We start from the raw sequence: 22182 nt of genomic DNA, 5'->3' as shown, positions 1-22182 counted from the left end.
TTGGGGGAGTGTCGCAGCCGGCAGCGTGTGCATGCCGTGAGTCAGCGCGGCGGCGGGCCCAGTTTCAGCGACAGATCGATGGCCCGCACGTGCTTGGTCAAGCCGCCGATGGAAATACAATCCACACCGTCTTCGGCGATGGTGCGCAGCGTGGTCATGTCAACGCTGCCGGAGACTTCCAGTGGAATCCGCCCGGCGGTGATACGCACGGCATCGCGACGCATCGCCGTGCTGAAGTCGTCGATCAGGATGCGTTCGCAACCGGCGGCCAGTGCCTCCTGCAGCTGCTGCAGGTCCTCCACTTCGACCACCAAGGGCAGCTTGGGTTGCTGCGCGCGAGCGGCGTGCACGGCGGCAGTCAACGAACCGGCGGCGCGGATGTGGTTCTCTTTCAGCATCACCGTATCGAACAGGCCGATGCGGTGGTTGTCGCCGCCGCCGCAGCGCACCGCGTACTTCTGCGCCAGGCGCAGGCCGGGCAGGGTTTTGCGGGTGTCGAGGATGCGGGCCTTGGTGCCCGCCACCGCCGCCACGTAGCGCGCGGTGATGGTGGCGGTGCCGGACAGGGTCTGCAGGAAGTTGAGCGAGGTGCGCTCGGCGCTGACCAGGCTGCGGCTGCGTCCACTCAGGGTTGCCAGCACCGTACCGGCGCTGACGTGGTCGCCTTCCAGCACCCGCCAATCGATCCGGACCTGCGGGTCCAGTGCACGATGGGTGGCGTCGAACCAGGGCCTGCCGGCGATCACTGCATCCTGCTTGCACAGCAGGTAGGCGACATCGGCGGCATCGGGCAACAGCGCGGCGGTGACGTCGCCGCTACCGATGTCCTCGGTCAGGGCACGGGCGACATCGGCGTCAATCTGTTCCTGCGGCGGGGGCAGCGGCGGGTGCGGCAGCATTATTTGGCCGGGAAGTCGGTGATCTGGGCGGTGGCGATGGCTTCATCGGCCAGCAGCACCGGAATGCCGTCATCGACGCGGAATACCTGCTTGCGGTCGCCGCTGATCAGGGCTTCGCGCAGCGGCTGGGTCTGCGGGCTGCCGTCGGCGCGGGTCACGCTGCCGCTGCTGATGGCGCGGTTGAGGGCTTCCAGGCCGGCGCTTTCCAGCAGGAACAGCGGCTGGCGGGTGTCGGGGGAGACGAGCAGGTCGAGCAGTTTGCGGTCCATCGGGTCGTGGTCTTGCGGGGAAGACGGCTAGAATACGTCTTTGCAGCAGGTGACGGCCAATGACCCCCAACCACCCCGCGCCGCTAGTCGGCATCGTGATGGGTTCCCGCTCAGACTGGGAAACCATGCAGCACGCCGCTCAAAAGCTTGATGCTTTGGGCGTTCCGTATGAAGTGAAGGTAGTTTCAGCGCACCGGACCCCGGATGTGTTGTTCAGCTACGCTGAGCAGGCCGGCCCGCGTGGCCTGCGGGCAATCATCGGCGGTGCCGGTGGCGCGGCACACCTGCCGGGCATGCTGGCCGCCAAGACCGCCGTGCCGGTGCTTGGTGTGCCGGTACAGTCCAAGGCGCTCAACGGCATGGATTCATTGCTGTCGATCGTGCAGATGCCGGCTGGCATCCCGGTGGCGACCTTCGCCATTGGCAATGCAGGCGCATCCAATGCGGCCCTGTTCGCCGCGGCGATGCTGGCTGCCGAGCAGCCGCAGATCGGCGCCGCACTGGAAGCCTTCCGCGCGCGCCAGACCGAAGATGTAATGGCTGCGGACGATCCGCGCCAATGATCACGGTTGGCATTCTCGGCGGCGGGCAGCTGGCCCGCATGATGGCGCTGGCGGGAGCTCCGCTGGGCCTGCGTTTCGTGGTGTTCGATCCGGCTGCCGATGCCTGTGCAGGGCAGGTGGCGCCGTTGCAGGTGGGTGATTTTGATGATGTTGAAGCCCTGGCCGAGTTTGCTGCCAAGGTCGATGTGATCACCTTCGATTTCGAGAACGTGCCAGCTGCCAGCGCGCATTGGCTGGCCGAGCGCAAGCCGGTGTTCCCGAATCCGGCCGCCCTCGCGGTGGCCCAGGATCGGCTCAGCGAAAAAACGCTGTTCCAGGAGCTGGGCATCGCGCTGCCGGCATTTGCCGATATTCGCAGCCGCGACGAACTGGCCGCCAAAGCTGCCGAGTTCGGCATGCCGTGCATCCTCAAGACGCGCCGACTGGGTTACGACGGCAAGGGCCAGTTCCGCATCCGTGAAGCATCCGATATCGACGCTGCATGGCAGGCGCTGGGCGGGCAGGTCGACAAGACCGGGCTGATCCTCGAAGGTTTTGTGGCATTTGACCGCGAAGTCAGCGTGGTCGCGGTGCGTGGCCGTGATGGTGAGTTCCGCGCCTGGCCGCTGACCACCAATTGGCACGTGGATGGAGTGTTGTCCGCGAGTCTTGCGCCGGCCGTACTGTCTGCCGAGCAACAGGCCACGGCGATTGCTTATGCGCGTCGCGTTGCCGAGCGTCTGGACTACGTTGGCGTATTCGCGCTGGAGCTGTTCTGCCGCGGCGACGCACTGCTGGCCAATGAAATGGCGCCGCGCGTACATAATTCCGGCCATTGGACCAGCGACGGCGCCGAGACCTCGCAGTTCGAGAACCACATCCGGGCCGTGCTTGGCCTTCCCTTGGGGGATACCCGCATGCTGGGCCACGCCTGCATGCTGAACTGGCTGGGGCAGATGCCCGACGCCAAGGCAGTTCTGGGCGAATCCGCCGGTCACTGGCATGACTACGGCAAGCAGGCCCGCGATGGTCGCAAGGTCGGCCATGCCAACTTGCGTGATGACGCTCCGGCCGCTCTGGCTGACGCCCTGCAGCGTGTTGGCGAGGCATTGGGTCGCCAGGAGCAGGTTGCACCGGTGGTGGAAACACTGCGTCGCGGCGGCATGACGGCGAGCTAATCATTGCTGGCGTAAGGTTCTTCAGTCCCAACTGGAGAACCTCCCATGCTTGACTGGAACGATTACCGCCGAGAGTTGAAGGGCCGCATCGGCGAACTCGGCAAGCTTTCGCCGGATACGCTGAAGGGCTATATCACCTTGAGCGGTGCTGGCGCGCAGACCAACCATCTGGACGGCAAGACCCGCGAGCTGATCGCGTTGGCGGTGGCGGTGACAACGCGTTGCGATGGTTGCATCACCACCCATGTGGACGCTGCCTTGAAGCAGGGCGCCAGTCGCGAGGAAATCGGCGAAGCGCTGGGTGTGGCGGTGGCGCTCAATGCAGGTGCGGCGCTGGTGTATTCGGCACGTGTGCTGGATGCGGTGGCTGCGCACGAATGAGGCGTGTAGTACTTCTGGCTCACTCGGAGAGCGTTCAGATCATCATTTCCGCGTAGGTGGAATCGCTGTGGCTACTGCGCTTTTGTTTTTTACGGTTACCGCTGTGCGCGTTGCTCAAGTCTGTAAGCAGTTCAGAGTATGAAGCAGGGGGAAGAGGGTAGAGTCAGGAGCAGCAGCGATTCCCGCCTGCGCGGGAATGACGAGTGCGGGATTTGGTCGCGAAATGCGGAGCGCGAACCTGGAGGCTTCAAATAACCTCAGCGCAACTGCGCCCCAATAAAATCCCAGTTCACCAGTTTCCAGAACGCCTGCAGAAAGCGTGCGCGATCATTCTGGTAGTCGCTGTAGTACGCGTGTTCCCACACGTCGCAGACCAGCAAGGGCGTGCTGTTGCCGGTCAGTGGTGTGTTCGCATTGCGGGTGCTGACGATGGCCAGCTTGCCGTCCGGATGCTGCACCAGCCAGGTCCAGCCAGAGCCAAATACAGCCAAGGCCGCCCGATTGAACTCCTCGCGCAGCTTCTGTACGTCGCCGAACTGGCGATTGATATGTTCGGCCAGCAGCCCGTGCGGGTCGCCGCCGGCACGCGGGTGCAGGCATTGCCAGAAGAAGTCGTGGTTCCAAGCCTGCGCCGCCGCCAGGAACAGGCTGCCCTGGCTGTTACGCACGATCTCCTCCAGCGGCAGTTCGTCCAGCTCGGTGCCGGCGATGCGCGCATTGACCGCGTCCACGTAGCCGCGATGGTGCCTGCCGTGATGCAGGTCCAGGGCTTCTGCGGAAATGTGCGGTTGCAGTGCGGTACGGGCGTAGGGCAGTTCAGGAAGTTGGACGGGCATCGGAGATTCTTTTCGGGGCAGGGCGCCGGGAGTTGGCCGGCTCGGCTTACAATGGTCAACCACGGGAAAGTCTATCCGACCAGGACGGGCCGTTCTTTCGCAGTAGGGAGAATTCGAATGCCGGTGATGGAACAAATCCAGGCTGAGGTGGAGCAACATCCCCTTGTCCTGTTCATGAAGGGCACGCCGCAGTACCCGATGTGCGGCTTTTCCAGCCGCGCGGTACAGGCGTTGATGGCAGCCGGGGCAATCAATCTGCGCACGGTCAACCTGCTGGAGTTCCCTGAGGTGCGGGCCAATCTGCCACGCTACTCGAACCTGGCGACCTTCCCGCAGTTCTTCATGCACGGCGAGTTGATTGGCGGCTGCGACATCATTCTGGAGCTGCTGGAGTCCGGTGAGCTGAAAAGTATTGTTGCCGAGGCCGGGCAAGCGTGAGTGCCCAGCCTCGGGGGAGCGAGGGCGCCGATCTTGCAGGTCGGGTGATTCTGATAGCGGGTGCCGCGGGCGGTTTGGGCGCCGCGGCGACCCGGGCCTGCACGGAGGCCGGCGCGACGGTGGTGATGCTGGGCCGCAAGGTGGCCAAGCTCAATCGCGTCTACGACAGCGCCGCACAGCTTGGCCCCGAGCCGATGCTGTATCCGTTGGATCTGGAAGGCGCCAGCCCCGATGACTACGCGGCCCTGGCCGAACGGCTGGAGTCCGAGCTCGGGCGGCTGGATGGCGTGCTGCATTGCGCGGCCGATTTCGCCGGGCTGACCCCGTTTGCTTCCGGTGATCCGGCAGCCTTCGCGCGGGCGATCCACGTCAACCTGACCGCCCGCGCTTGGTTGACCCAAGCCTGCCTGCCCTTGCTGCGTCAGCGTGAGGACGCGGCGGTGGTGTTCGCGCTGGATGATCCGCGGCGGGTGGGGCAAGCCTATTGGGGTGGTTACGGGGTTGCCCAATACGGGCTGCGTGGGCTGATCGAGAGCCTGCACCACGAGCTGCGCAATGGCCCGGTTCGGGTCTGTGGCATGCAGCCGGGGCCGATGCGTACTGGGCTGCGGGCACGTGCATTCACCCATGAGGAAGATGCGGCACCGGTGGATCCCGCCAATTACGCCGCCGCCAGCGTGCAACTGCTTGCTGCCAGCGGCGCGCAGTGGCGTGGAAAGGTGCTGGACCTGGCTCCGTGACCATCCTTTCAGCGGCCCTGCTGCTGTTTTTGATCCTGGACCCGCTGGGCAACATCCCGGTGTTCCTCAGCCTGCTCAAGCCGTTGACGCCCCGGCGTCAGCGGGTGGTGCTGGTGCGTGAGCTGCTGATTGCGCTGGCAGTGCTGATGGCCTTCCTATGGGGCGGCAAGTACGCGCTGGAGCTGATGCACCTGCGCCAGGAGTCGGTGGCCATAGCTGGCGGCATCGTGCTGTTCCTGATCGGCATCCGCATGATCTTCCCGCGCCCGGAAGGCCTGATGGGCGCGGTGCCGGACGGCGAGCCCTTCATCGTGCCAATGGCGATCCCGCTGGTCGCCGGACCGTCAGGCATGGCAGCGGTGATGCTGATGGGCAGCAATGAGCCGGAGAGGCTGGTTGACTGGAGCCTGGCGCTGTTGCTGGCCTGGGGTGGGACGGCGGCGATCCTGATGTCCGCAACCCTGCTATACAAGCTGCTGGGTGCTCGCGCGCTGACCGCGCTGGAGCGCCTGATGGGCATGCTTTTGGTCGCAATTTCGGTACAGATGCTGCTGGACGGTCTGGGGACCTATCTGGCGTCAATCCGCTAACTGTTTGATCCGCCGTAGGGAAAACTGCTGCAGCGCAATACCGCTGTCTTCTTGCAGTCATAAATTGTCATTACCGTGTTAACCTTATCTTAACCGTTGCGGCTGAAACCGCCTCGGAAGGGACCCCCAGATTCAAGACGATCAGGCGCTCGGTTGACCCCGGGGCTGATGGATCGCGTTTTTTCTCAATCGCCAACTCGTTTCGAGGCTACCCACCTATGAATCACCCGCGTATCAAGATGTCCAAGCTTGCACTTGGTCTTGTCGTCGCACTTGCGGCTGCACCGGCTTTCGCGCAGAGCACCTCTGCCGGCGTCGGCGGCCAGGTCACCAACGTCGGCGGTCAGCCGGTTGCTGGTGCAGAAGTCACGATCACCCACACCGAGTCGGGCACTATCAGTCGTGCCGTCACCGATGAATCGGGTCGCTACTCCGCGCGTGGTCTGCGCGTGGGTGGCCCGTACACCGTCACCATCACCAAGCCAGGCGAAGGCACCAAGACCGAAGAGGGTGTCTACCTGAACCTGAACCAGGTTGGTGCGATCAATGCCCAGTTGGGTGGCGATGTCACCACGATCGCTGGTGTTGCTGTTAGTGCTTCGCGCCTGATGGATACCTTCAATCCAGACAACAAGGGTGTGGGTACCTCGGTCAGTGGCCGTCAGCTCGAGTTGACCCCGAAGGGCAACCGTTCGCTGGACGACATTGCACGTCTTGATCCGCGCATCACCGTGACCGACCAGGGCAGTGGCGCGATCTCTGTCGCCGGTGTCAATAACCGTTACAACAATATTTCTGTCGACGGTCTGTCGCAGGGTGACCCGTTCGGCCTGAACGCCAACGGTATGCCGTATGCGGGTTCGCCGATTTCCATCGATACCATCGCTGCCTATGACCTGAAGGTCTCGGACTACGATGTGAGCTCGGATACGGTCGGTGCCACCGTCAATGCGGTCACCAAGTCCGGTACCAATGAGTTCCACGGCTCTGTGTACTACGCGTACAAGAATGCCGAAGACATGGTTGGTACCCGCAACGGTCAGGACTATGCCGGCTTCGACAAGGATGCAACCAAGGGCGTGACCCTGGGTGGTCCGATCCTCAAGGACAAGCTGTTCTTCTTCGCTTCGTACGAAGAGCAGGAAGTGACCAACTTCGGTGGTTCTTCCAACGCCGATGGTTACGAAAATGGCGTGGTCTCGATGGACGAGATCAATCAGGTCATCAACATCGCCAAGAACAAGTGGGGCATTGATCCGGGTAACTACGGCGCATTTGGCGTCAACCTGGACAGCAAGCGTTATCTGGCCAAGATCGACTGGAACATCAATGACAGTCACCGTCTGAGCCTGACCCACCAGCGCACCGAAGAGTTCCTGCCGCAGCCGTCCGACGCCAACAACAACTCGGTGATCCTGAGCAGCCGTTGGTACAACAAGGACAACCTGACCAAGAACACCTCGTTGCAGCTGTTCAGCGACTGGAGCCCGAATTTCTCCACCGAGGCAAAGGTCAGCTACCAGACTTTCGACCAGATCAACGGCAACCCGTTGAACCTGCCGACGATCAACGTCACCACGGCCAACAACCCCACGCTGGGTAATGGTGTGCGCCTGGGTGAAGACCGCAACCGTCACGAAAACCAGATCAACACCGAGAAGCTTACGGCTACGGTGTTCGCAAACTGGTACTTGAATGACCACACCCTGAAGTTTGGTGTGGACTACATGCGCAATGACGTGTTCAACCTGTACGGCCGTGACACGCATGGTGTTTACACCTTCGCCAGCATCGCCGACTTCGAAGCAGGTATTTACGACTCGTACAACGTGCGTCGTCCGATCGCCGGTTACAGCATCAACGACACTGCTGCTGCGATGATCTACACGCAGATCAGCCCGTTCGTGCAGGACACCTGGATGGTCAACGACCAGCTGTCGCTGACCTACGGCGTGCGCGTGAACATTCCGAAGGCCAACAAGGCACCGCCGACCACGCCGGGCTTCGAAGAAGCATTCGGTTACCGAAATGACTACCGTCTGAGTTCCAGCAACAAGGTCGTTCTGCCGCGCGTTGCCTTCAACTACACCTTCGATACCGAGCGTTATTCTCAGTTGCGCGGTGGCGTGGGCCTGTTCCAGAGCGTGCCGCCGTTTGTGTGGCTGGCCAACCCGTACCAGAACAACGGTGTGACCGCTGCATCGTTCACTTCGTTCGATCCGTCGGCTTATCCGTTCAGCCCGGACTCGGCCAACCAGCCGTTCCCGCCGAACATGACCGCCGACGGCGTGTCCAAGCAGGTCGATACCATCGATCCTGACTTCAAGCTGCCGACCGTTTGGAAGGTCAGCCTGGGCTACGACGCAGAACTGCCGTGGATGGGCCTGATCGGCTCGGTTGAAGCACAGCACATCAAGAACAAGGATGGCGTGTTCTACCAGGCCATCAACATTGGTGAAGTGCAGGGTCAGTTGCCGGATGGCCGTAACTACTATTACTGCAATCTGGGTTCGATCAGCAGCTCGAACAAGAACTGTGGCCGCAAGCCTGGCTTCGAGTACAACTCGACCAAGCTCGGCAATACCGACAAGGGTTCCTCGACCGCCGTTACCTTCTCGCTGAACAAGCCGATGGCAAATGGTTGGTACGGCAATCTGAGCTACACCTATACCAAGGCTACCGAAGTCGGCTCGGACAACTCGTCGCAGGCATGGTCCGGTTACCAGTTCGTGTCGCGTCTGAATCCGAACGAAGAAATCGCTTCGACGGCCAGCCGCGAAGTGCGCAACTCGATCAAGGCTTCGTTTGGTTGGGAGCATGCGTTCTTCCGCGACTACAAGACCAGCTTCACTGCGTTCTACAACGGTCGTGATGGCCTGCCGTACACCTGGAACATCGACGGTGACCTGAATGGCGACCGTATCTTCCAGGATCCGGCCTACATCCCGCTGGTGAATGACTCGAAGGTGAGCTACGGCAACGCGACGGCTGCTCAGATTGCCGCGTTCCACGCTTTCATTGACGCCAATCCGTATCTGGCAGCTCGCCGTGGTCAGGTCGCAGAGCGCAATGGTGCTCACTACCCGTGGGTGAACCAGTTTGACGTGAGCCTGCAGCAGGAGCTGCCGGGCTTCTTCAAGGAGCACAAGTCGATCGTGCGTCTGGACATCTTCAATGTCCTGAACATGCTCAACAAGGACTGGGGTGTGACCGAGCAGCAGTCGCAGGGCTTCGATGCCCGCTATCTGGCTGGTCTCAGCGGCATGAAGGCTGACGGTACCTATATCTATAACATCAGTAACCAGTACCCGGAAAAGCTGACCACGTACGATGCCAACAGCGGCTTCCCGCACCGTGTCGTGTCGCGCTGGTCGGCCCTGCTGACCCTGCGTTACGAGTTCTGATTTTTCAGGGCTGACGTGAAGTAGTAAAAGAACGGCCGGGGCAACCCGGCCGTTTTCTTTTTAATGGGGGGAGCGCTAAAGTCGATCGCCAAAGAGGAAGGAGCAGTTGTGGAAATGACCAAAAGTGAAGGGCTAGCGAGGGCGCTGCCGGTGCAGGACGCACGTATTTATCCGCGTGGCGGGCTTGATGTGTTATCGCGCGCAGAAGTGGCGCGGTTGCGCGACGCTTCCGGCGGCGGCATGCACGAGTTGCTGCGTCGCTGTGCGCTGGCGGTGCTGACCAGCGGCAGTGCTTCGGATGACCCGCGCGCTGCGCGCGACCTGTATCCGGATTTCGATGTCCAAGTGACCCAGCAGGACCGCGGCGTCCGCATCGACCTGAGCAATGCGCCCGCAGTCGCGTTCGTTGATGGTGAAATCATCCGCGGTATCGCCGAGCTGCTGTTCTCTGTGGTGCGCGACCTGGCTTACATGGCCATCGAGTTGGGGCCGGAATACGCCTCGGACCTGGAGACCTCGGACGGCATCACCAACGCGGTGTTCGGGGTGCTGCGCAATGCGCGCATCCTGCAGCCCAGCGACCCGAATCTGGTCGTGTGCTGGGGTGGTCACTCGATCTCGCGCGACGAATACCTGTATACCAAGCAGGTCGGCTATGAGCTGGGCCTGCGCGGCCTGGACATCTGCACCGGTTGCGGTCCGGGTGCGATGAAGGGGCCGATGAAGGGCGCCACCATTGCCCACGCCAAGCAGCGCAAGACCAATACCCGTTACATCGGCATCACCGAGCCGGGCATCATCGCTGCCGAGTCACCGAACCCGATCGTCAACCATCTGGTGATCATGCCGGACATCGAAAAGCGCCTGGAGGCGTTTGTCCGTCTCGGCCACGGCATCATCGTGTTTCCGGGCGGCGTCGGCACCGCCGAAGAGATCCTGTACCTGCTCGGCATTCTGTTGAGCGAGGAGAACAAGGACCTGCCGTTCCCGCTGATTCTCAGTGGCCCGGCCATCGCTGCGCCGTACTTCCAGCAGATCGACCGTTTCATCCGTCTGACCCTGGGTGACAAGGCGGCCGAGCGTTACGAGATCATCGTTGGCGACCCGGTTGGCGTTGCCCGCAGGATGTCACAGGGCATCAAGCGCGTGCGCGAGTTCCGCTTGGCGCAGCGCGATTCGTTCTTCTACAACTGGCAGGTGGAGATCCCGCTGGCCTACCAGCAACCGTTCGTGCCTACGCATGAAGCCATGGCCGGCCTGGACCTGCACAAGGGTCGCCCGGCGCCAGATCTGGCCGCGGACCTGCGTCGCGCGTTCTCCGGCATCGTTGCTGGCAACGTCAAGGAGGAGAGCATGGCCCGGATCGAGGAGTTCGGCCCGTTCAAGATCCATGGCGACAGCGAGATGATGCAGGCCCTGGATGAGCTGCTGCGCGCCTTCGTCGAACAGCGCCGGATGAAGATTTCGGGCGAGTACCGGCCTTGTTATCAGGTGGTTGCCTGAGTAGCGGTATCAGGCGGGCAGGGTGATGGTGGTGATGTGGCGGCCGTTTTCGATCCGGGTCGCCACGTCGCCAAGTCCTCCGGTAAGCGCCCGGATGCGGGCGCGTGATGACTCAAGCCCCACCTTGTGGCCGGTGTGCAGGTTGGGCGCGCCAGCCGGCGGCAGGTCGTTCTCGATGATGATGTCGAGCGAGTTGGCTAGCTGCTGCATGCGGACGTGTATCTTGCCGCCGTCGGGCGAAGGCTCGACACCGTGCCGTATGGCATTTTCGATCAGCGGTTGAATGGAGAGTGTCGGTACGAGCTGCTGGGGTATGGGGTCGGGCAGTTGCCAGTGGATCTGCATGCGGTCGCCGAAGCGCAGGCCTTCGATCTCCGCATAACGCTTGGCCAAGGCGATCTCCTCGCTCAGCGGAATCGCGCGAGGGCCCGCCAGCGCTGCGCGGAACAGGTCCGCCAGATCCAGCAGCAGGCGCTCGGCATCTTGCGGGCGCTGATGGACCAAGGCTGCGCCGGTATTGAGGGTGTTGAACAGGAAGTGAGGGCGGATCCTTGCCTGCAGCGCTTCCAGCTCTGCTTGCTTGGCCCTCACCGCCAGTTGCCGCTGGCGCCAATGACTTTGGAAGGCGATCAGCGTCACCAGGCCGACCAGTAACGCCATCGTGGTGAGTTTGACGGCAAAAACAGGCCAGCCTTCTGCAGGAACCAGCCAGGTGTCGTGCAGGAGGGCGGCTGCCAGAGCGGTGACCAGCCAGGTGCTGCAGAGCAGGGCCATCAATGCGACCACTGCGATCTGTGATGCCGTCGCGCGGCGCAGGTGTTTACGTGCAGCGTAAAGCAGGGCCAGTGACGCGAGCGCCACCCATTGGATGGTGAATGAAGCCAGCCCGAAGTAGGTCAGCAGGTCCATTCGCGCGCTTTGTGCCATGGTCAGCAGGGCGGCCAGTGCCTCGCCCGCGAGCATGATGCGAATGATGGTCTGCGCCTGGCTGATGGGATCCAGGGGGTTCAATTCGGCCGGCTGGGGTGTGGGCATGCGCTGCGGATATCCGTCGGTGGGCAAAGGGGCGGCTGCTGGCGCCATTCATGCGTCGGATCGTGCCGTTCATCCCTGAACCGATGGAGTGGCTGCCGCCCGGCAAATAGAGTAAGTCGTCCAAATGGGGAAAGGTATGCCCAGCATTCTTCGAGCAGCAGTGCGTGCGTCGGGGCGCCGCCGTGGCCGAGGCTTCAGCTTGGTCGAGCTGATGGTGACGGTGGCGATCGCGGCGATTCTGACTGCCATTGCGGTTCCGTCGTTCCGGTCCTTCATCAATGCCAGCCGGCTGACATCGCAGTCCAACGAGTTGGTTGCCGCGCTGCAGCAGGCGCGGAGCGAAGCCATCAAGCGCAATACCCGGGTGTCGGTCTGTGGTAGCGCCAATGGCGTGGTCTGTGGCGGCGGCTGGGGTAACTGGTTGACTGTCATCGAGTCGAACGGCACCGTGCTGCGCGTCAACCAGGCCAAGGCGCCGGTACAGGTGACATCGGGCGTGCAGCGATTCACTTTCCGTCCGGATGGTCTGTCCAATACGGCCATCAACAGTACCGTGACGCTCTGTATTCCGACGGCGAGCCCGGCCGACAACCGGCGCACCGTGACTCTTGCCTCTGCTGCGCGTATTGCCAGCAGCCGGGTGGATGGTGGTGGCGTGTGTCCCTGAGCCGAGGCCCAAAACAAATGAAGATTGGAATGGTCACTTCCCCAACCATCGTCGCGCCCCGTCAGCAGGCAGGCGTCAGCTTGATTGAAGTGATGGTATCCGTGCTCGTATTGGGCGTTGCCCTGTTGGGCATCGCTGCCATGCAGGCCACGGCGTTGCGTAACGGGCAGAGCTCGCTGGAGCGTAGCCAGGTGGTTGCTTATTCGTACTCGGCAATCGATGCAATGCGCGCCAATCGCCAAGCTGCGCTCGCGGGTTCCTACAACACCGACGGCATGGAATGCGAGATCCCGGCTGGCGGTTCGCTGGCCAAGAATGACGTGAGCCGTTGGATCGAGTCGCTCAAGGCTGGCATGACCAAGGATCCCGATGACGATGACAGCATCTGCGGGCAGATCACTTGCGCTGCAGGGGTGTGCACGGTGATCGTGCAGTGGGATGACTCACGCGGCAGCAAGGGCAATACGGCAGCGGCCAACGCTGCCAATGTCGAAGGCGGTACGGCGCGTCAGGTGCAGACGGTGGTGAGGCTATGAAGGGGAAGCGGGCAATGCGCATGAGGGCACCTGCCGGTATGGCTGGCATGACCCTGATCGAACTGATGATCTCGCTGGTGATCGGTTTGGTCGTCCTGGGGGCGGTGGGGATGATCTTCATTTCCAGCCAACAGGCCTATAGGACCACGGATGGACTGGGCAAGGTCCAGGAGAACATGCAGTTTGGTTTCGAGATGATGGGCAGGGACATCCGCGAAGCCAGTGGCAATCCCTGTGATATCGGTCTGCCGGTTGCGAATGTTGCGGACCTGGGTGGTGCCAATTGGTGGAGCACCTGGTCGCAGTCCGTGCGCGGTTATGACAATGGCGCCCTGGCGGGCTCGCTGGCAGGTAGCGACGCGCTGCAGTTACTGTTGGTCGGCAATGAACTGGCCAATGTGACGGCATATGCCGGCACGGTGTTCACCGTCGACAAAGCCACCGGGATGGCGGCAAACGACGTGTTGATGGTCTGCGATACGAAGCAGGTTGCGGTGTTTCGCGCGGGTGGGGTCACCGCGACCACGGTCAGTCATTCCAATACGGGCAATTGCAGCAACAGTCTCAACGTGTTGCCGGCGCCCTGCAACCCTGCCGCGCCGGCTTATCCCTACCCGATGAATTCGGTGATCAGTAAGCTCAATGGCGTGCGTTGGTTCGTGGCCAGCAACGGCCGTGGCGGCACATCCCTGTTCCGTGTTCTCAATGGTGCAGCCAGAGAGGAGATGGTCGAGGGCGTATCCAACATGCAGATCGAGTATCTACAGGATCCTGCGACCACCGACTATGTCGCCGCCGGCGCGGTTGCGGGCTGGCAGGACGTGACGTCGATCCGCATCACATTTACTGTCAACAGCGATGGCGCGGTGGGGAGTGGCAATGTCCCGCTGACACGTCAGCTGGAGCAGGTGGTTACCTTGAGGAATCGTGCGCAATGAACATCAATGATCGCTTGGCTGCAGGGGCCGTCCGGCAGCGCGGTGCCAGCTTGCTGGTGGTGCTGTTGATTCTGATCGTGATCACGCTGATTGGTTTGGCCAGCATCCGCGGGACTCTGCTCCGTGAGCGCATGAGTGGCAATATGTACGATCGAAGCCTGGCCTTCCAGTCGGCGGAATCGGCCCTTCGCGAAGCGGAGGTTGCAGTCCGTGCTGCCGTGGTAGCCGGCAATACGATTGGCACCAATTGCAGCGTTGGCGCGACCGCATGCCCGATACCGCCTGCCAGCACCTATACCGGCGGCGGTGCCGGCTGGGTCAATGGCACGGCGACCCAGTCGCAGGCTGCAGGCCGTCCGCAATACTTCGTGCAGTATCTCGGCCAGCGCGAGAGCACCGACGAGCTGCAGCAGAACCAGAGCGCCAACGCCAACCAATATGGCGGCGGTGGTGGTGTAACGCTGGAGTCGTTCTATCGCATCATCGCGCGCAGCCACGATCCTGCTGCAGTTACCGATCGCGCGGTCGTCGTCCTGCAATCCAACATCACGGTCAAATAAGGACCGTCGCCTTGGGGCTCTGAAAGATCATGAATACTTATTCCCGCAGTAAAGACAATCAGGCGCGCTCGGTGAAAAGCAGGTTCGGTGCTGTTGCGATTGGCCTGTTCGCCGCGTTGTGTGCCATGCAGGCGCCAGCGGTGGAGATTGCACAGTCACCGATGTTCGTGGGCAGCGATGTCCCCGGTAATCTGGTGCTGGTGCCGTCGGTGGAATACCCGACGCTGATCAGCCAGGCCAATATCGGCAGCTATGATAGTTCTCGCCGCTATTCCGGTTATTTCGATCCCAATAAGTGCTATCTATACAATTACAGCGATAACGAGCCTGAGCGGCACTTCTATCCCGCCGCAATGGCCAGCTCGTTCAATTGCCCCACTGATAAGCAGTGGAGTGGCAATTACATGAACTGGGCTGCAACCCAGACCATCGATCCGTTCCGCTCCGGGCTTACCGGTGGCTATCGTGTGGTTGACACGCCGACGACGACCATCCTTGAGAAGGCCAGGCACCACGGTTCGGGTCTATTCCCCAATCGTGCGATCTCCAATGCAACTTCGGTCAAGAACCTGACTGGTGCGACCTGGAACAGCCTTACCGTCAAGATCGAAGGTCTTGGCAATCGCATGCGCTTCACCTCCAGTGGCGACTTGAACAATACTCCGACTGCCTACAATCCTTCGAAGCACACCTTGACGCAGTCAGGCAAGAACAGTGACCCCGGGGTTGTCTACGAAGTCAGCGTTCGTGTGAAGGTTTGCGATGCCAGTGTGGGCCTGGAGAGCAATTGCGTTCGGTACGGGAGCAATTACAAGCCCGAGGGTTTGATCCAGGAGTACTCCAAGCGCATCACTTACAGCATTTTCGGCTTTCTCAACGAGTCCGGAAATCAGCGCAATGGTGGTGTCCTGCGCGCTCGGCAGAAGTTCGTTGGCCCCAGTACCCATTACCCCGAAGAGGGCATCCTCGATAACGCGAGGCGGGAATGGGATCCGGCCACTGGTGTGCTGGTGCGCAACCCCAACCCGGCGGATGCGGCTGCTACGGCAGCCACCGGCATCGCGGACAGTGGCGTCATTAATTACCTCAACAAATTTGGTCAGATGACCAGCGCTGCGCCGAAGAGTAATGACCCGGTGAGCGAGCTGTACTACGCGGCTCTGCGTTATTTCCGCAATCAGGGCAACCTTGCGGAATACACCAACAACATCAATTACAACTTTGCGGATGGTTTTCCTGTCATCACTGACTGGGACGATCCGATCCGCTACTCCTGCCAGGTGAACGCAGCGCTGGGTATTGGTGACGTAAATACCCATGAAGATCGAAATATTCCAAATACAGCGCCTGAGAAGGACCTGGATCTGGCGATCAAGTACACGCAGAAGATCTTCGACCTCGAAGGCATCACCACCAAGGCAAACGCGTCCAGCTTCAGTGGACGCGGTAACTCGGCCTTCATCGCTGGCCTGGCCTACTACGCCAACACCAATGACATCCGTACCGATGTGGCTGGCCGGCCGAATACGCTTGGCAAGCAGACCCTGTCTACTTATTGGGTGGACGTGCGTGAGAACCAGATCCTTGAACCGAAGGCAACCAACCAGTACTGGCTCACTGCCAAGTACGGCGGCTTTGATGCGCCTGTCGGTTTCGACCCGCTGACCACAACCGGTTTGACGACCTCGTGGTGGCACACTAGCAAGGACTACCTGACCAGTGGCTCGGGTGGCGGCGTCACCACGACCGTCAACAACTATCCGCGTCCTGACAATTTTTACGTGGCCAGTGAAGCCGACAAGATGGTGGCAAGCTTGCGTCAGGCTTTCGAGTCCATCGCGCGCAAGGCCGAGGGTTCGGCAAGTTCGTTTGCCAGCAATTCGACCAAGCTCGAGGCTGGCGCACGTACGTTCCAGGCGCAGTTTGTTACTGGCCAGAACCGCGAATGGGCAGGGCGCTTGTATGCATACGACGTCAATACCGACACCGGTGCGCTGACGCAGGCTTGGTCGGCTACCGATCAGTTCCCGGTTTGGGGTCCGACCAACGCGACGACCAATGCCCGGCAGATCTTCTACAACAATGCCGGAACCTTGGCGGGTTTCCAGGGCGCTGTTGGTGGATTGTCGGCTGCTGTTGTGAACTATCTGCGTGGTGATCGCTCGGGCGAGAAGAGCAATGGCGGTGCCTACCGCAATCGTTTGAGCCTGCTTGGTGATATCGTAAATTCGCAGCCGGTTTATGTTGGTGCGCCCAATGCGCGCCTGTACACGAAGAGTTCCTTCACCGGCGCGACTGGTTATGCGGCTTTCGCCTCGGCCCAGGCCACGCGTACGCCGATCGTCTACGTCGGTGCAAATGACGGCATGTTGCATGCTTTCAATGCCAATACCGGCAAGGAAGTATTTGCGTTCGTGCCCACCGAGGGCATGTCCAAGCTGACCGGGACGCAGAAGTTCACCGATCCGGCCTACGAGCACACCTATACCGTTGACGGCGCCATGACCGCCGCCGATTGGTACGACGGCGCCATATGGCGGACCGCGTTGGTTGGCACCATGGGGCGTGGTGGCAAGACCATCTTTGCGCTTGATGTCACCGCACCCGGCACGCCGAAGTTGATGTGGGAAATCAGTGATGCGTCGTTGGGTAACAATCTTGGGCAGCCGATCATTTCCCAAGTGAGTGATGGCCAGTGGCGTGTTCTGCTCGGCAATGGCCCGAACAGCGCTGACGGTATCGCCAAGCTGGTGGTGATCAATATGGCCAACGGCGCCGTATCCACCGTCTCGACTGCTATCGGCAATGACAACGGCCTGGCCGGCATCAATGCGTGGTCCGCCGCAGGCAACGGCCTGGTTGATACCGTCTATGCCGGCGATATGAAGGGCAATCTGTGGCGCTTCAAGTTGGGTACGGGTACGGCGAGCCGGCTCTACGCAGCGGGTGAGACCAAGCCGTTCACTGCTGCGCCGCTGGTGGCGGTCAATCCGAAGACCTTGCAGACATGGGTGTTTGCAGGCACGGGTCGATATCTCAACTCGGCTGACCGCGCCAACAAGAACGTGCAGACCTGGTATGGCTTGATCGACAAGGGCGCGACGATCTCTGGTGGATTGGAGGAAGTCAGTATTCTCGATGAAGGCAAGGTCGGTGCATATGATGTCCGCGTCATTGAGCGTGTGGATACAGTAGGGGAGAACGGCTGGTTCATGAACCTGGTTCCTCCTACGGGCGTTGCTGCAGGCGAGCGCATGGTCGTGCCCAACTTCTTCCAGGGCCTGACCCTCATTGGTACGACGCGCATTCCTGATTCGGCCGATGTCTGCAGCCCGACCGGTAAGGGCTATACGATGGCGATCGATCCATTCACCGGAGGTCGGCTGTCTGGCGGCTTCTTCGACGCCAATGGTGATGGCGTGATCGATGGCAAGGATTCGCTCAACGGCGTGCCGGTTTCCGGCATTGGTTACGGCAGCAGCCCCAATAATCCAATCTTCATTGGCGACAACATGTATACCAGCCTGGATGACGGCACCTACGCCAAGACCAAGACGAATACGAACAATGGCAACATCAAACGCGTTTCCTGGCGTGAATTGATCGGGGACTGATGGAATGAAGAGCATGGCTCATGCGAAGCGCAGTACGCAGATCACCGCCGGTCGGTCCGTGGCGGGGTTCACGTTGGTTGAGTTGATGATCGTGGTGGCGGTGATCGCGATTCTTTCGGCCATCGTCTATCCCAATTACAGGGAATACGTGGTCAAGGCGCGGCGTACCGCTGTTGCTGGTTGTCTGCAACAGCATGCGCAGACAATGGAGCGTTTCTATACAACGAACCTGAGTTACGTCGGTGCGCCGGCCCCTCGCTGCGAAACGGAGCTGGGCAAGTACTACGCGGTTGGTTTCCAGGGTGGTGATCCAACCGCACGGGCCTTCATCCTGCAGGCGGTGCCTACCTCAAGTCAGAAGGATCCAAAGTGCGGCACTTTGTCGGTCAATGCTCAGGGCGTTCGCGCCAAGAGTGGTACTGCGGCAGTTGCCGACTGCTGGTAAGTTCGATTTTGCCTTGGAAAGCCCGCCGGAGACGGCGGGCTTTTTTTGTTTGTGTGCAGAGCGCTGAGCTACGCAGGAGAGGGTGGGCGGCCCTGCGGGGCTGTGCTATCGGCCAACAAAAAAGCCCGCCTTTCGGCGAGCTTTTTTGCTTTTATATCTGGCGCCCGAAGTTGGACTCGAACCAACGACCCCCTGATTAACAGTCAAGTGCTCTAACCGGCTGAGCTATTCGGGCGGGGAGGCGCATTCTACTTGGCATGCGGGCTGGGCGCAACACCTGTGCTCACATTGCAGGACTGACCTATCCCGGGTTTTGTGCTGCGCACGCGGCCGGCATTGTTGATGATGATCTGGGCCTGCGCCACGCCAGCGCTGTCACAGATCGACAGGGTCATGTTGGTGCCCGCACTGCGACCGTCCGGTAGGTAGCGGACGTTGCTGCGTCCCGGGCTGCTGAATACCAATAGGTGTGCTGATGTGGGCTGCGCCGTGAAACGGATGATGTCGCTGTCTTGGTCTGGGTGGCCATTGCCATCCGGGTCCAGGAACACCAGCCAGCCAACGCTCCATTCTGAAGCGTTGATGCATTGCCGGCCATTTGAGGAGGGGCAGATCAGGGTCTTCTTCCTTCGCCAGATGGCAGTGGTGCGTGCGAGGTGCAAGTGGGCGATCAGTGCATGCTGGGTGGTCAATACCCGCTGTTGCAGCAGCAGTCTGCTCAGTGCTGGCGCTGCCAGTGCGGCGAGCGTCCCGATCACGGCCACGCAGACCAGCGCCTCAAGGAGCGTGAAACCCTTCACCGGCAGCATGGTTGCAGGATGGCGCTGCGCTTGCTGTGATCGCATGGCAATGGGGCTGTGGGCGGGTTACCAGTCTTTGCGAAGACGCGGAGGTGGCGAACTCACCGGAATCCTTGTCTGAACATCGGGTTAGCCCATGCACTGGTGTCTGCTCCACGCTCGCTATACTCAACAGTCCACTCCGGTCAGCGCCTGCCATGTCCGACAGCTTCCAGCTCGTATCGCCGTATTCGCCTGCCGGCGACCAGCCGGCCGCCATCGAAAAGCTGGTGGCCAACTTCGAGGCCGGCATCGCCAAGCAGACCCTGCTGGGCGTGACTGGCTCCGGCAAGACCTACACGATTGCCAATGTGGTGCAGCAGGTGCAGCGTCCGACCTTGGTGATGGCGCCGAACAAGACCCTGGCCGCGCAGTTGTACGGCGAGTTCAAGGCGTTCTTCCCGAACAACGCGGTTGAGTACTTCGTAAGTTATTACGACTACTACCAGCCCGAAGCCTATGTGCCGTCATCGGACACTTTCATCGAGAAGGACAGTTCGATCAACGAACATATCGAGCAGATGCGTCTGGCGGCAACCAAGACACTGTTGTCGCGGCCGGATGCGATCGTGGTGGCGACGGTGTCGGCCATCTATGGCCTCGGTGCGCCGGAAGACTATCTGTCGCTGCGTCTGATCCTGTCCAAGGGTGAGCGCATCGATCAGCGTGACCTGATCAAGCATCTGACCCAGCTGCAGTACACCCGCAACGAGTACGAACTGCAACGCGGTACCTTCCGTGTGCGCGGCGAAGTGATCGATGTGTTTCCGGCCGAGTTGGACAGCGAGGCGCTGCGCATCGAGTTGTTCGATGGTGATATCGAGCAGCTGAGCATGTTCGATCCGCTCACTGGCGAAAGCCTGCGCAAGATGCAGCGCTACACCATCTATCCGAAGACGCACTATGCGACCACGCGCGAGCGTGTGCTGGCGGCGGTTGAGACCATCAAGGTCGAGCTGAAGGAGCGGCTGGAGCAGTTGTATGCACAGAACAAGCTGGTCGAAGCGCAGCGCCTGGCGCAGCGCACCCAGTACGATCTGGAAATGATGGCCGAGGTTGGCTACTGCAACGGCATCGAGAACTACTCGCGTCACCTCACCGGCAAGGCGGCTGGCGATCCGCCGCCGACCCTGTTCGATTACCTGCCGCCGGATGCGTTGCTGGTCATCGACGAATCGCACGTGACCATTCCGCAGATCGGTGCCATGTACAAGGGCGACCGTTCGCGCAAGGAGACGCTGGTCGAGTTTGGCTTTCGCCTTCCGTCGGCGCTGGACAACCGTCCGCTTCGTTTCGAAGAGTGGGAAGCGCGTTCGCCGCGCGCCATCTATGTGTCGGCGACGCCGGGTCCGTACGAGCTGCGCGAGTCGGGCGATGACATCACCGAGCTGGTGGTGCGCCCGACCGGTCTGATCGACCCGCAGGTGGAGATTCGCCCGGTAGGGACCCAGGTCGATGATCTGATGTCGCAGGCGACTGAGCGCATCAAGATGGGCGACCGCGTGCTGGTCACCACGTTGACCAAACGTATGGCCGAGAACCTCACCGAGTACCTGAGCGAGCATGGCATCCGCGTGCGCTACCTGCACTCGGACGTGGATACGGTGGAGCGCGTGGAGATCATCCGTGATCTGCGCTTGGGCAAGTTCGACGTGCTGGTCGGCATCAACCTGCTGCGCGAAGGCCTGGACATGCCCGAAGTGTCGCTGGTCGCGATCCTTGATGCCGACAAGGAGGGCTTCCTGCGCTCAACCGGCTCGCTGATCCAGACCATCGGTCGCGCTGCGCGCAACGTGCGCGGCAAGGCCATCCTGTATGCCGACAAGATCACCCGTTCGATGCAGGCGGCCATCGATGAGACCGACCGTCGCCGACAGAAGCAGGTGGAGTACAACGAAGCGCACGGGATCGTGCCGCAGTCGGTGGTGCGGCCCATCGTTGACATCCTCGAGGGTGCTCATGAGGAAAGCTCGCCCAAGTCCAGTGCCAAGGGTAAAGGTCGTCGCGTGGCCGAGCCCGAGAGCGACTACCTGCCGCTGGAGCCGGCCAAGCTGGCCGCGCGCCTCAAGGAGCTGGAGCAGACGATGTACCAGCACGCCCGCGATCTGGAGTTCGAGGATGCCGCGCGTATACGCGACCAGATCCATCGCCTGAAGGAGGCGAATCTGGGCTGAAGTGGCCCGCTGTGAAATTTTTCGCGAAAACGGTTGTTCTTCGTGAAGAGCAGGGTTAAGATACGCGCCCTCGCAGCGAAGAAATTGTTGCTGAGACGGGCGGTTAGCTCAGCGGTAGAGCACTACCTTGACATGGTAGGGGTCACAGGTTCGAACCCTGTACCGCCCACCACTTCCTCGGGAAGTGGCCACAAAAGCCCGGCATCGGCCGGGTTTTTTGTTTACAGGTGATGTTGTAGGTTGCGGTACGGGTGAGCGACCCTCGCAGCAGAGATTGGCTTCAAACGGGCGGTTAGCTCAGCGGTAGAGCACTACCTTGACATGGTAGGGGTCACAGGTTCGAACCCTGTACCGCCCACCACTTGAAACCCGATACAGCGGTTTCGGTGGAATCACTTGAAGAGCGAATCAGGCCTCTGGGCTTTGCATTTCGCCTTATCTGCCCGGAGGCTTCCGTGGCAATCCGAATTGATTCGTTGATGTTCATGGCTGGGCACTCTTGCTTGGTATGGTGCTGCGTGGGTTTCGCCTTTGGCTGCTGCCGTGAAGGAGTTCCGCCCGCCGTCGCTCGCGACAGCGCCTTCATCAGCTGGG

General features: G+C 61.1%; 21 protein-coding genes and 3 tRNA genes. 17 read left to right on the top strand and 7 right to left on the bottom strand.

Going from position 1 to position 22182, the window contains the following annotated elements; translation table 11 throughout:
- Positions 1-41 precede the first annotated feature (41 nt).
- Complete coding sequence (gene nadC, locus ACVOK8_RS09250) at positions 42-899, bottom strand: carboxylating nicotinate-nucleotide diphosphorylase (protein WP_481566542.1); 858 nt, start codon at positions 897-899, stop codon at positions 42-44.
- Positions 899-1168, bottom strand: a complete 270-nt coding sequence (locus ACVOK8_RS09245) for a Trm112 family protein (RefSeq protein WP_481566541.1) — start codon at positions 1166-1168, stop codon at positions 899-901. Before ACVOK8_RS09245 ends, nadC begins: the two co-directional genes overlap by 1 nt.
- Before the next feature lie 59 nt (positions 1169-1227).
- On the opposite strand from ACVOK8_RS09245, the gene purE reads away from it, so the two are divergent.
- Genes purE through ACVOK8_RS09230 form a run of 3 tightly spaced genes read left to right on the top strand, consistent with a single transcriptional unit; the run spans position 1228 to position 3269 of the window.
- Entirely contained in the window at positions 1228-1731 is a 504-nt protein-coding gene (gene purE / locus ACVOK8_RS09240) for a 5-(carboxyamino)imidazole ribonucleotide mutase (RefSeq protein ID WP_057629361.1), read from the top strand.
- A complete protein-coding gene (locus ACVOK8_RS09235) occupies positions 1728-2888 on the top strand; it encodes a 5-(carboxyamino)imidazole ribonucleotide synthase (protein WP_481566540.1) in 1161 nt (386 codons plus the stop codon). Before purE ends, ACVOK8_RS09235 begins: the two co-directional genes overlap by 4 nt.
- Positions 2889-2933: 45 nt before the next feature.
- Positions 2934-3269, top strand: a complete 336-nt coding sequence (locus tag ACVOK8_RS09230; RefSeq protein WP_481566539.1) for a carboxymuconolactone decarboxylase family protein — start codon at positions 2934-2936, stop codon at positions 3267-3269.
- A gap of 257 nt (positions 3270-3526) precedes the next feature.
- Here the strand turns inward: ACVOK8_RS09230 and ACVOK8_RS09225 are convergent, their stop codons facing one another.
- The gene (locus ACVOK8_RS09225; protein WP_481566538.1) at positions 3527-4105 is read right to left on the bottom strand and encodes a superoxide dismutase; all 579 of its coding nucleotides are present in this window, start codon (positions 4103-4105) and stop codon (positions 3527-3529) included.
- Positions 4106-4222: 117 nt separating this feature from the next.
- Between ACVOK8_RS09225 and grxD the strand changes: the two genes are divergently transcribed.
- The 5 genes from grxD (at position 4223) to ppnN (ending at position 10780) form a co-directional block, all read left to right on the top strand.
- The gene (gene grxD / locus ACVOK8_RS09220) at positions 4223-4543 is read left to right on the top strand and encodes a Grx4 family monothiol glutaredoxin (RefSeq protein WP_481546170.1); all 321 of its coding nucleotides are present in this window, start codon (positions 4223-4225) and stop codon (positions 4541-4543) included.
- Positions 4540-5283: an SDR family NAD(P)-dependent oxidoreductase gene (locus ACVOK8_RS09215; RefSeq protein ID WP_481566537.1), complete on the top strand. Its 744-nt coding sequence runs from the start codon at positions 4540-4542 to the stop codon at positions 5281-5283. The genes grxD and ACVOK8_RS09215 overlap by 4 nt, the downstream gene beginning before the upstream one ends.
- On the top strand, positions 5280-5873 hold the full coding sequence (locus ACVOK8_RS09210) for a YhgN family NAAT transporter (RefSeq protein WP_481566536.1): 594 nt from the start codon (positions 5280-5282) through the stop codon (positions 5871-5873). Before ACVOK8_RS09215 ends, ACVOK8_RS09210 begins: the two co-directional genes overlap by 4 nt.
- Positions 5874-6091: 218 nt before the next feature.
- Complete coding sequence (locus tag ACVOK8_RS09205) at positions 6092-9277, top strand: TonB-dependent receptor (RefSeq protein WP_481566535.1); 3186 nt, start codon at positions 6092-6094, stop codon at positions 9275-9277.
- A 114-nt stretch (positions 9278-9391) separates the two neighbouring features.
- Positions 9392-10780: a nucleotide 5'-monophosphate nucleosidase PpnN gene (gene ppnN / locus ACVOK8_RS09200; protein WP_481535538.1), complete on the top strand. Its 1389-nt coding sequence runs from the start codon at positions 9392-9394 to the stop codon at positions 10778-10780.
- Between the two features lie 9 nt (positions 10781-10789).
- On the opposite strand, the gene ACVOK8_RS09195 is transcribed toward ppnN, so the two are convergent.
- Entirely contained in the window at positions 10790-11815 is a 1026-nt protein-coding gene (locus ACVOK8_RS09195) for a sensor histidine kinase (protein ID WP_481566534.1), read from the bottom strand.
- A 136-nt stretch (positions 11816-11951) separates the two neighbouring features.
- Between ACVOK8_RS09195 and ACVOK8_RS09190 the strand changes: the two genes are divergently transcribed.
- From ACVOK8_RS09190 to ACVOK8_RS09165, 6 genes are read left to right on the top strand one after another with little or no spacing between them, the layout of a single operon-like run.
- Positions 11952-12482: a GspH/FimT family pseudopilin gene (locus ACVOK8_RS09190; protein ID WP_481566533.1), complete on the top strand. Its 531-nt coding sequence runs from the start codon at positions 11952-11954 to the stop codon at positions 12480-12482.
- Positions 12483-12511: 29 nt separating this feature from the next.
- Entirely contained in the window at positions 12512-13018 is a 507-nt protein-coding gene (pilV, locus tag ACVOK8_RS09185) for a type IV pilus modification protein PilV (RefSeq protein ID WP_481566532.1), read from the top strand.
- 47 nt (positions 13019-13065) lie between these two features.
- Positions 13066-13956, top strand: coding sequence for a PilW family protein (locus ACVOK8_RS09180; protein ID WP_481566531.1), 891 nt, complete (start codon positions 13066-13068; stop codon positions 13954-13956).
- Positions 13953-14516 carry a pilus assembly PilX family protein gene (locus tag ACVOK8_RS09175; RefSeq protein ID WP_481566530.1) on the top strand — a complete coding sequence of 188 codons (564 nt, stop codon included), beginning with the start codon at positions 13953-13955 and terminating at the stop codon, positions 14514-14516. Before ACVOK8_RS09180 ends, ACVOK8_RS09175 begins: the two co-directional genes overlap by 4 nt.
- A 29-nt stretch (positions 14517-14545) precedes the next feature.
- Complete coding sequence (locus ACVOK8_RS09170) at positions 14546-18130, top strand: pilus assembly protein (protein ID WP_481566529.1); 3585 nt, start codon at positions 14546-14548, stop codon at positions 18128-18130.
- 13 nt (positions 18131-18143) lie between these two features.
- Complete coding sequence (locus ACVOK8_RS09165; protein WP_481566528.1) at positions 18144-18575, top strand: type IV pilin protein; 432 nt, start codon at positions 18144-18146, stop codon at positions 18573-18575.
- Positions 18576-18733: 158 nt separating this feature from the next.
- Here the strand turns inward: ACVOK8_RS09165 and ACVOK8_RS09160 are convergent.
- Positions 18734-18810 (bottom strand) — tRNA-Asn (locus ACVOK8_RS09160).
- 13 nt (positions 18811-18823) lie between these two features.
- A complete protein-coding gene (locus ACVOK8_RS09155; protein ID WP_481566527.1) occupies positions 18824-19420 on the bottom strand; it encodes a GspH/FimT family pseudopilin in 597 nt (198 codons plus the stop codon).
- Positions 19421-19572: 152 nt separating this feature from the next.
- Between ACVOK8_RS09155 and uvrB the strand changes: the two genes are divergently transcribed.
- From uvrB to ACVOK8_RS09140, 3 genes are all read left to right on the top strand, one after another.
- Complete coding sequence (uvrB, locus tag ACVOK8_RS09150; RefSeq protein ID WP_481566526.1) at positions 19573-21588, top strand: excinuclease ABC subunit UvrB; 2016 nt, start codon at positions 19573-19575, stop codon at positions 21586-21588.
- 97 nt (positions 21589-21685) lie between these two features.
- Positions 21686-21760, top strand: a tRNA-Val gene (locus ACVOK8_RS09145).
- Positions 21761-21874: 114 nt separating this feature from the next.
- A tRNA-Val gene (locus ACVOK8_RS09140) sits at positions 21875-21949 on the top strand.
- On the opposite strand, the gene ACVOK8_RS09135 is transcribed toward ACVOK8_RS09140, so the two are convergent.
- Positions 21920-22075: a hypothetical protein gene (locus tag ACVOK8_RS09135; protein WP_481566525.1), complete on the bottom strand. Its 156-nt coding sequence runs from the start codon at positions 22073-22075 to the stop codon at positions 21920-21922. The two genes, ACVOK8_RS09140 and ACVOK8_RS09135, sit on opposite strands and share 30 nt — an antisense overlap.
- Positions 22076-22182 lie beyond the last annotated feature (107 nt).

Source organism: Stenotrophomonas sp. STEN083 (genome assembly GCF_056759195.1).
This window is presented reverse-complemented; position numbering and strand designations above follow the sequence as displayed.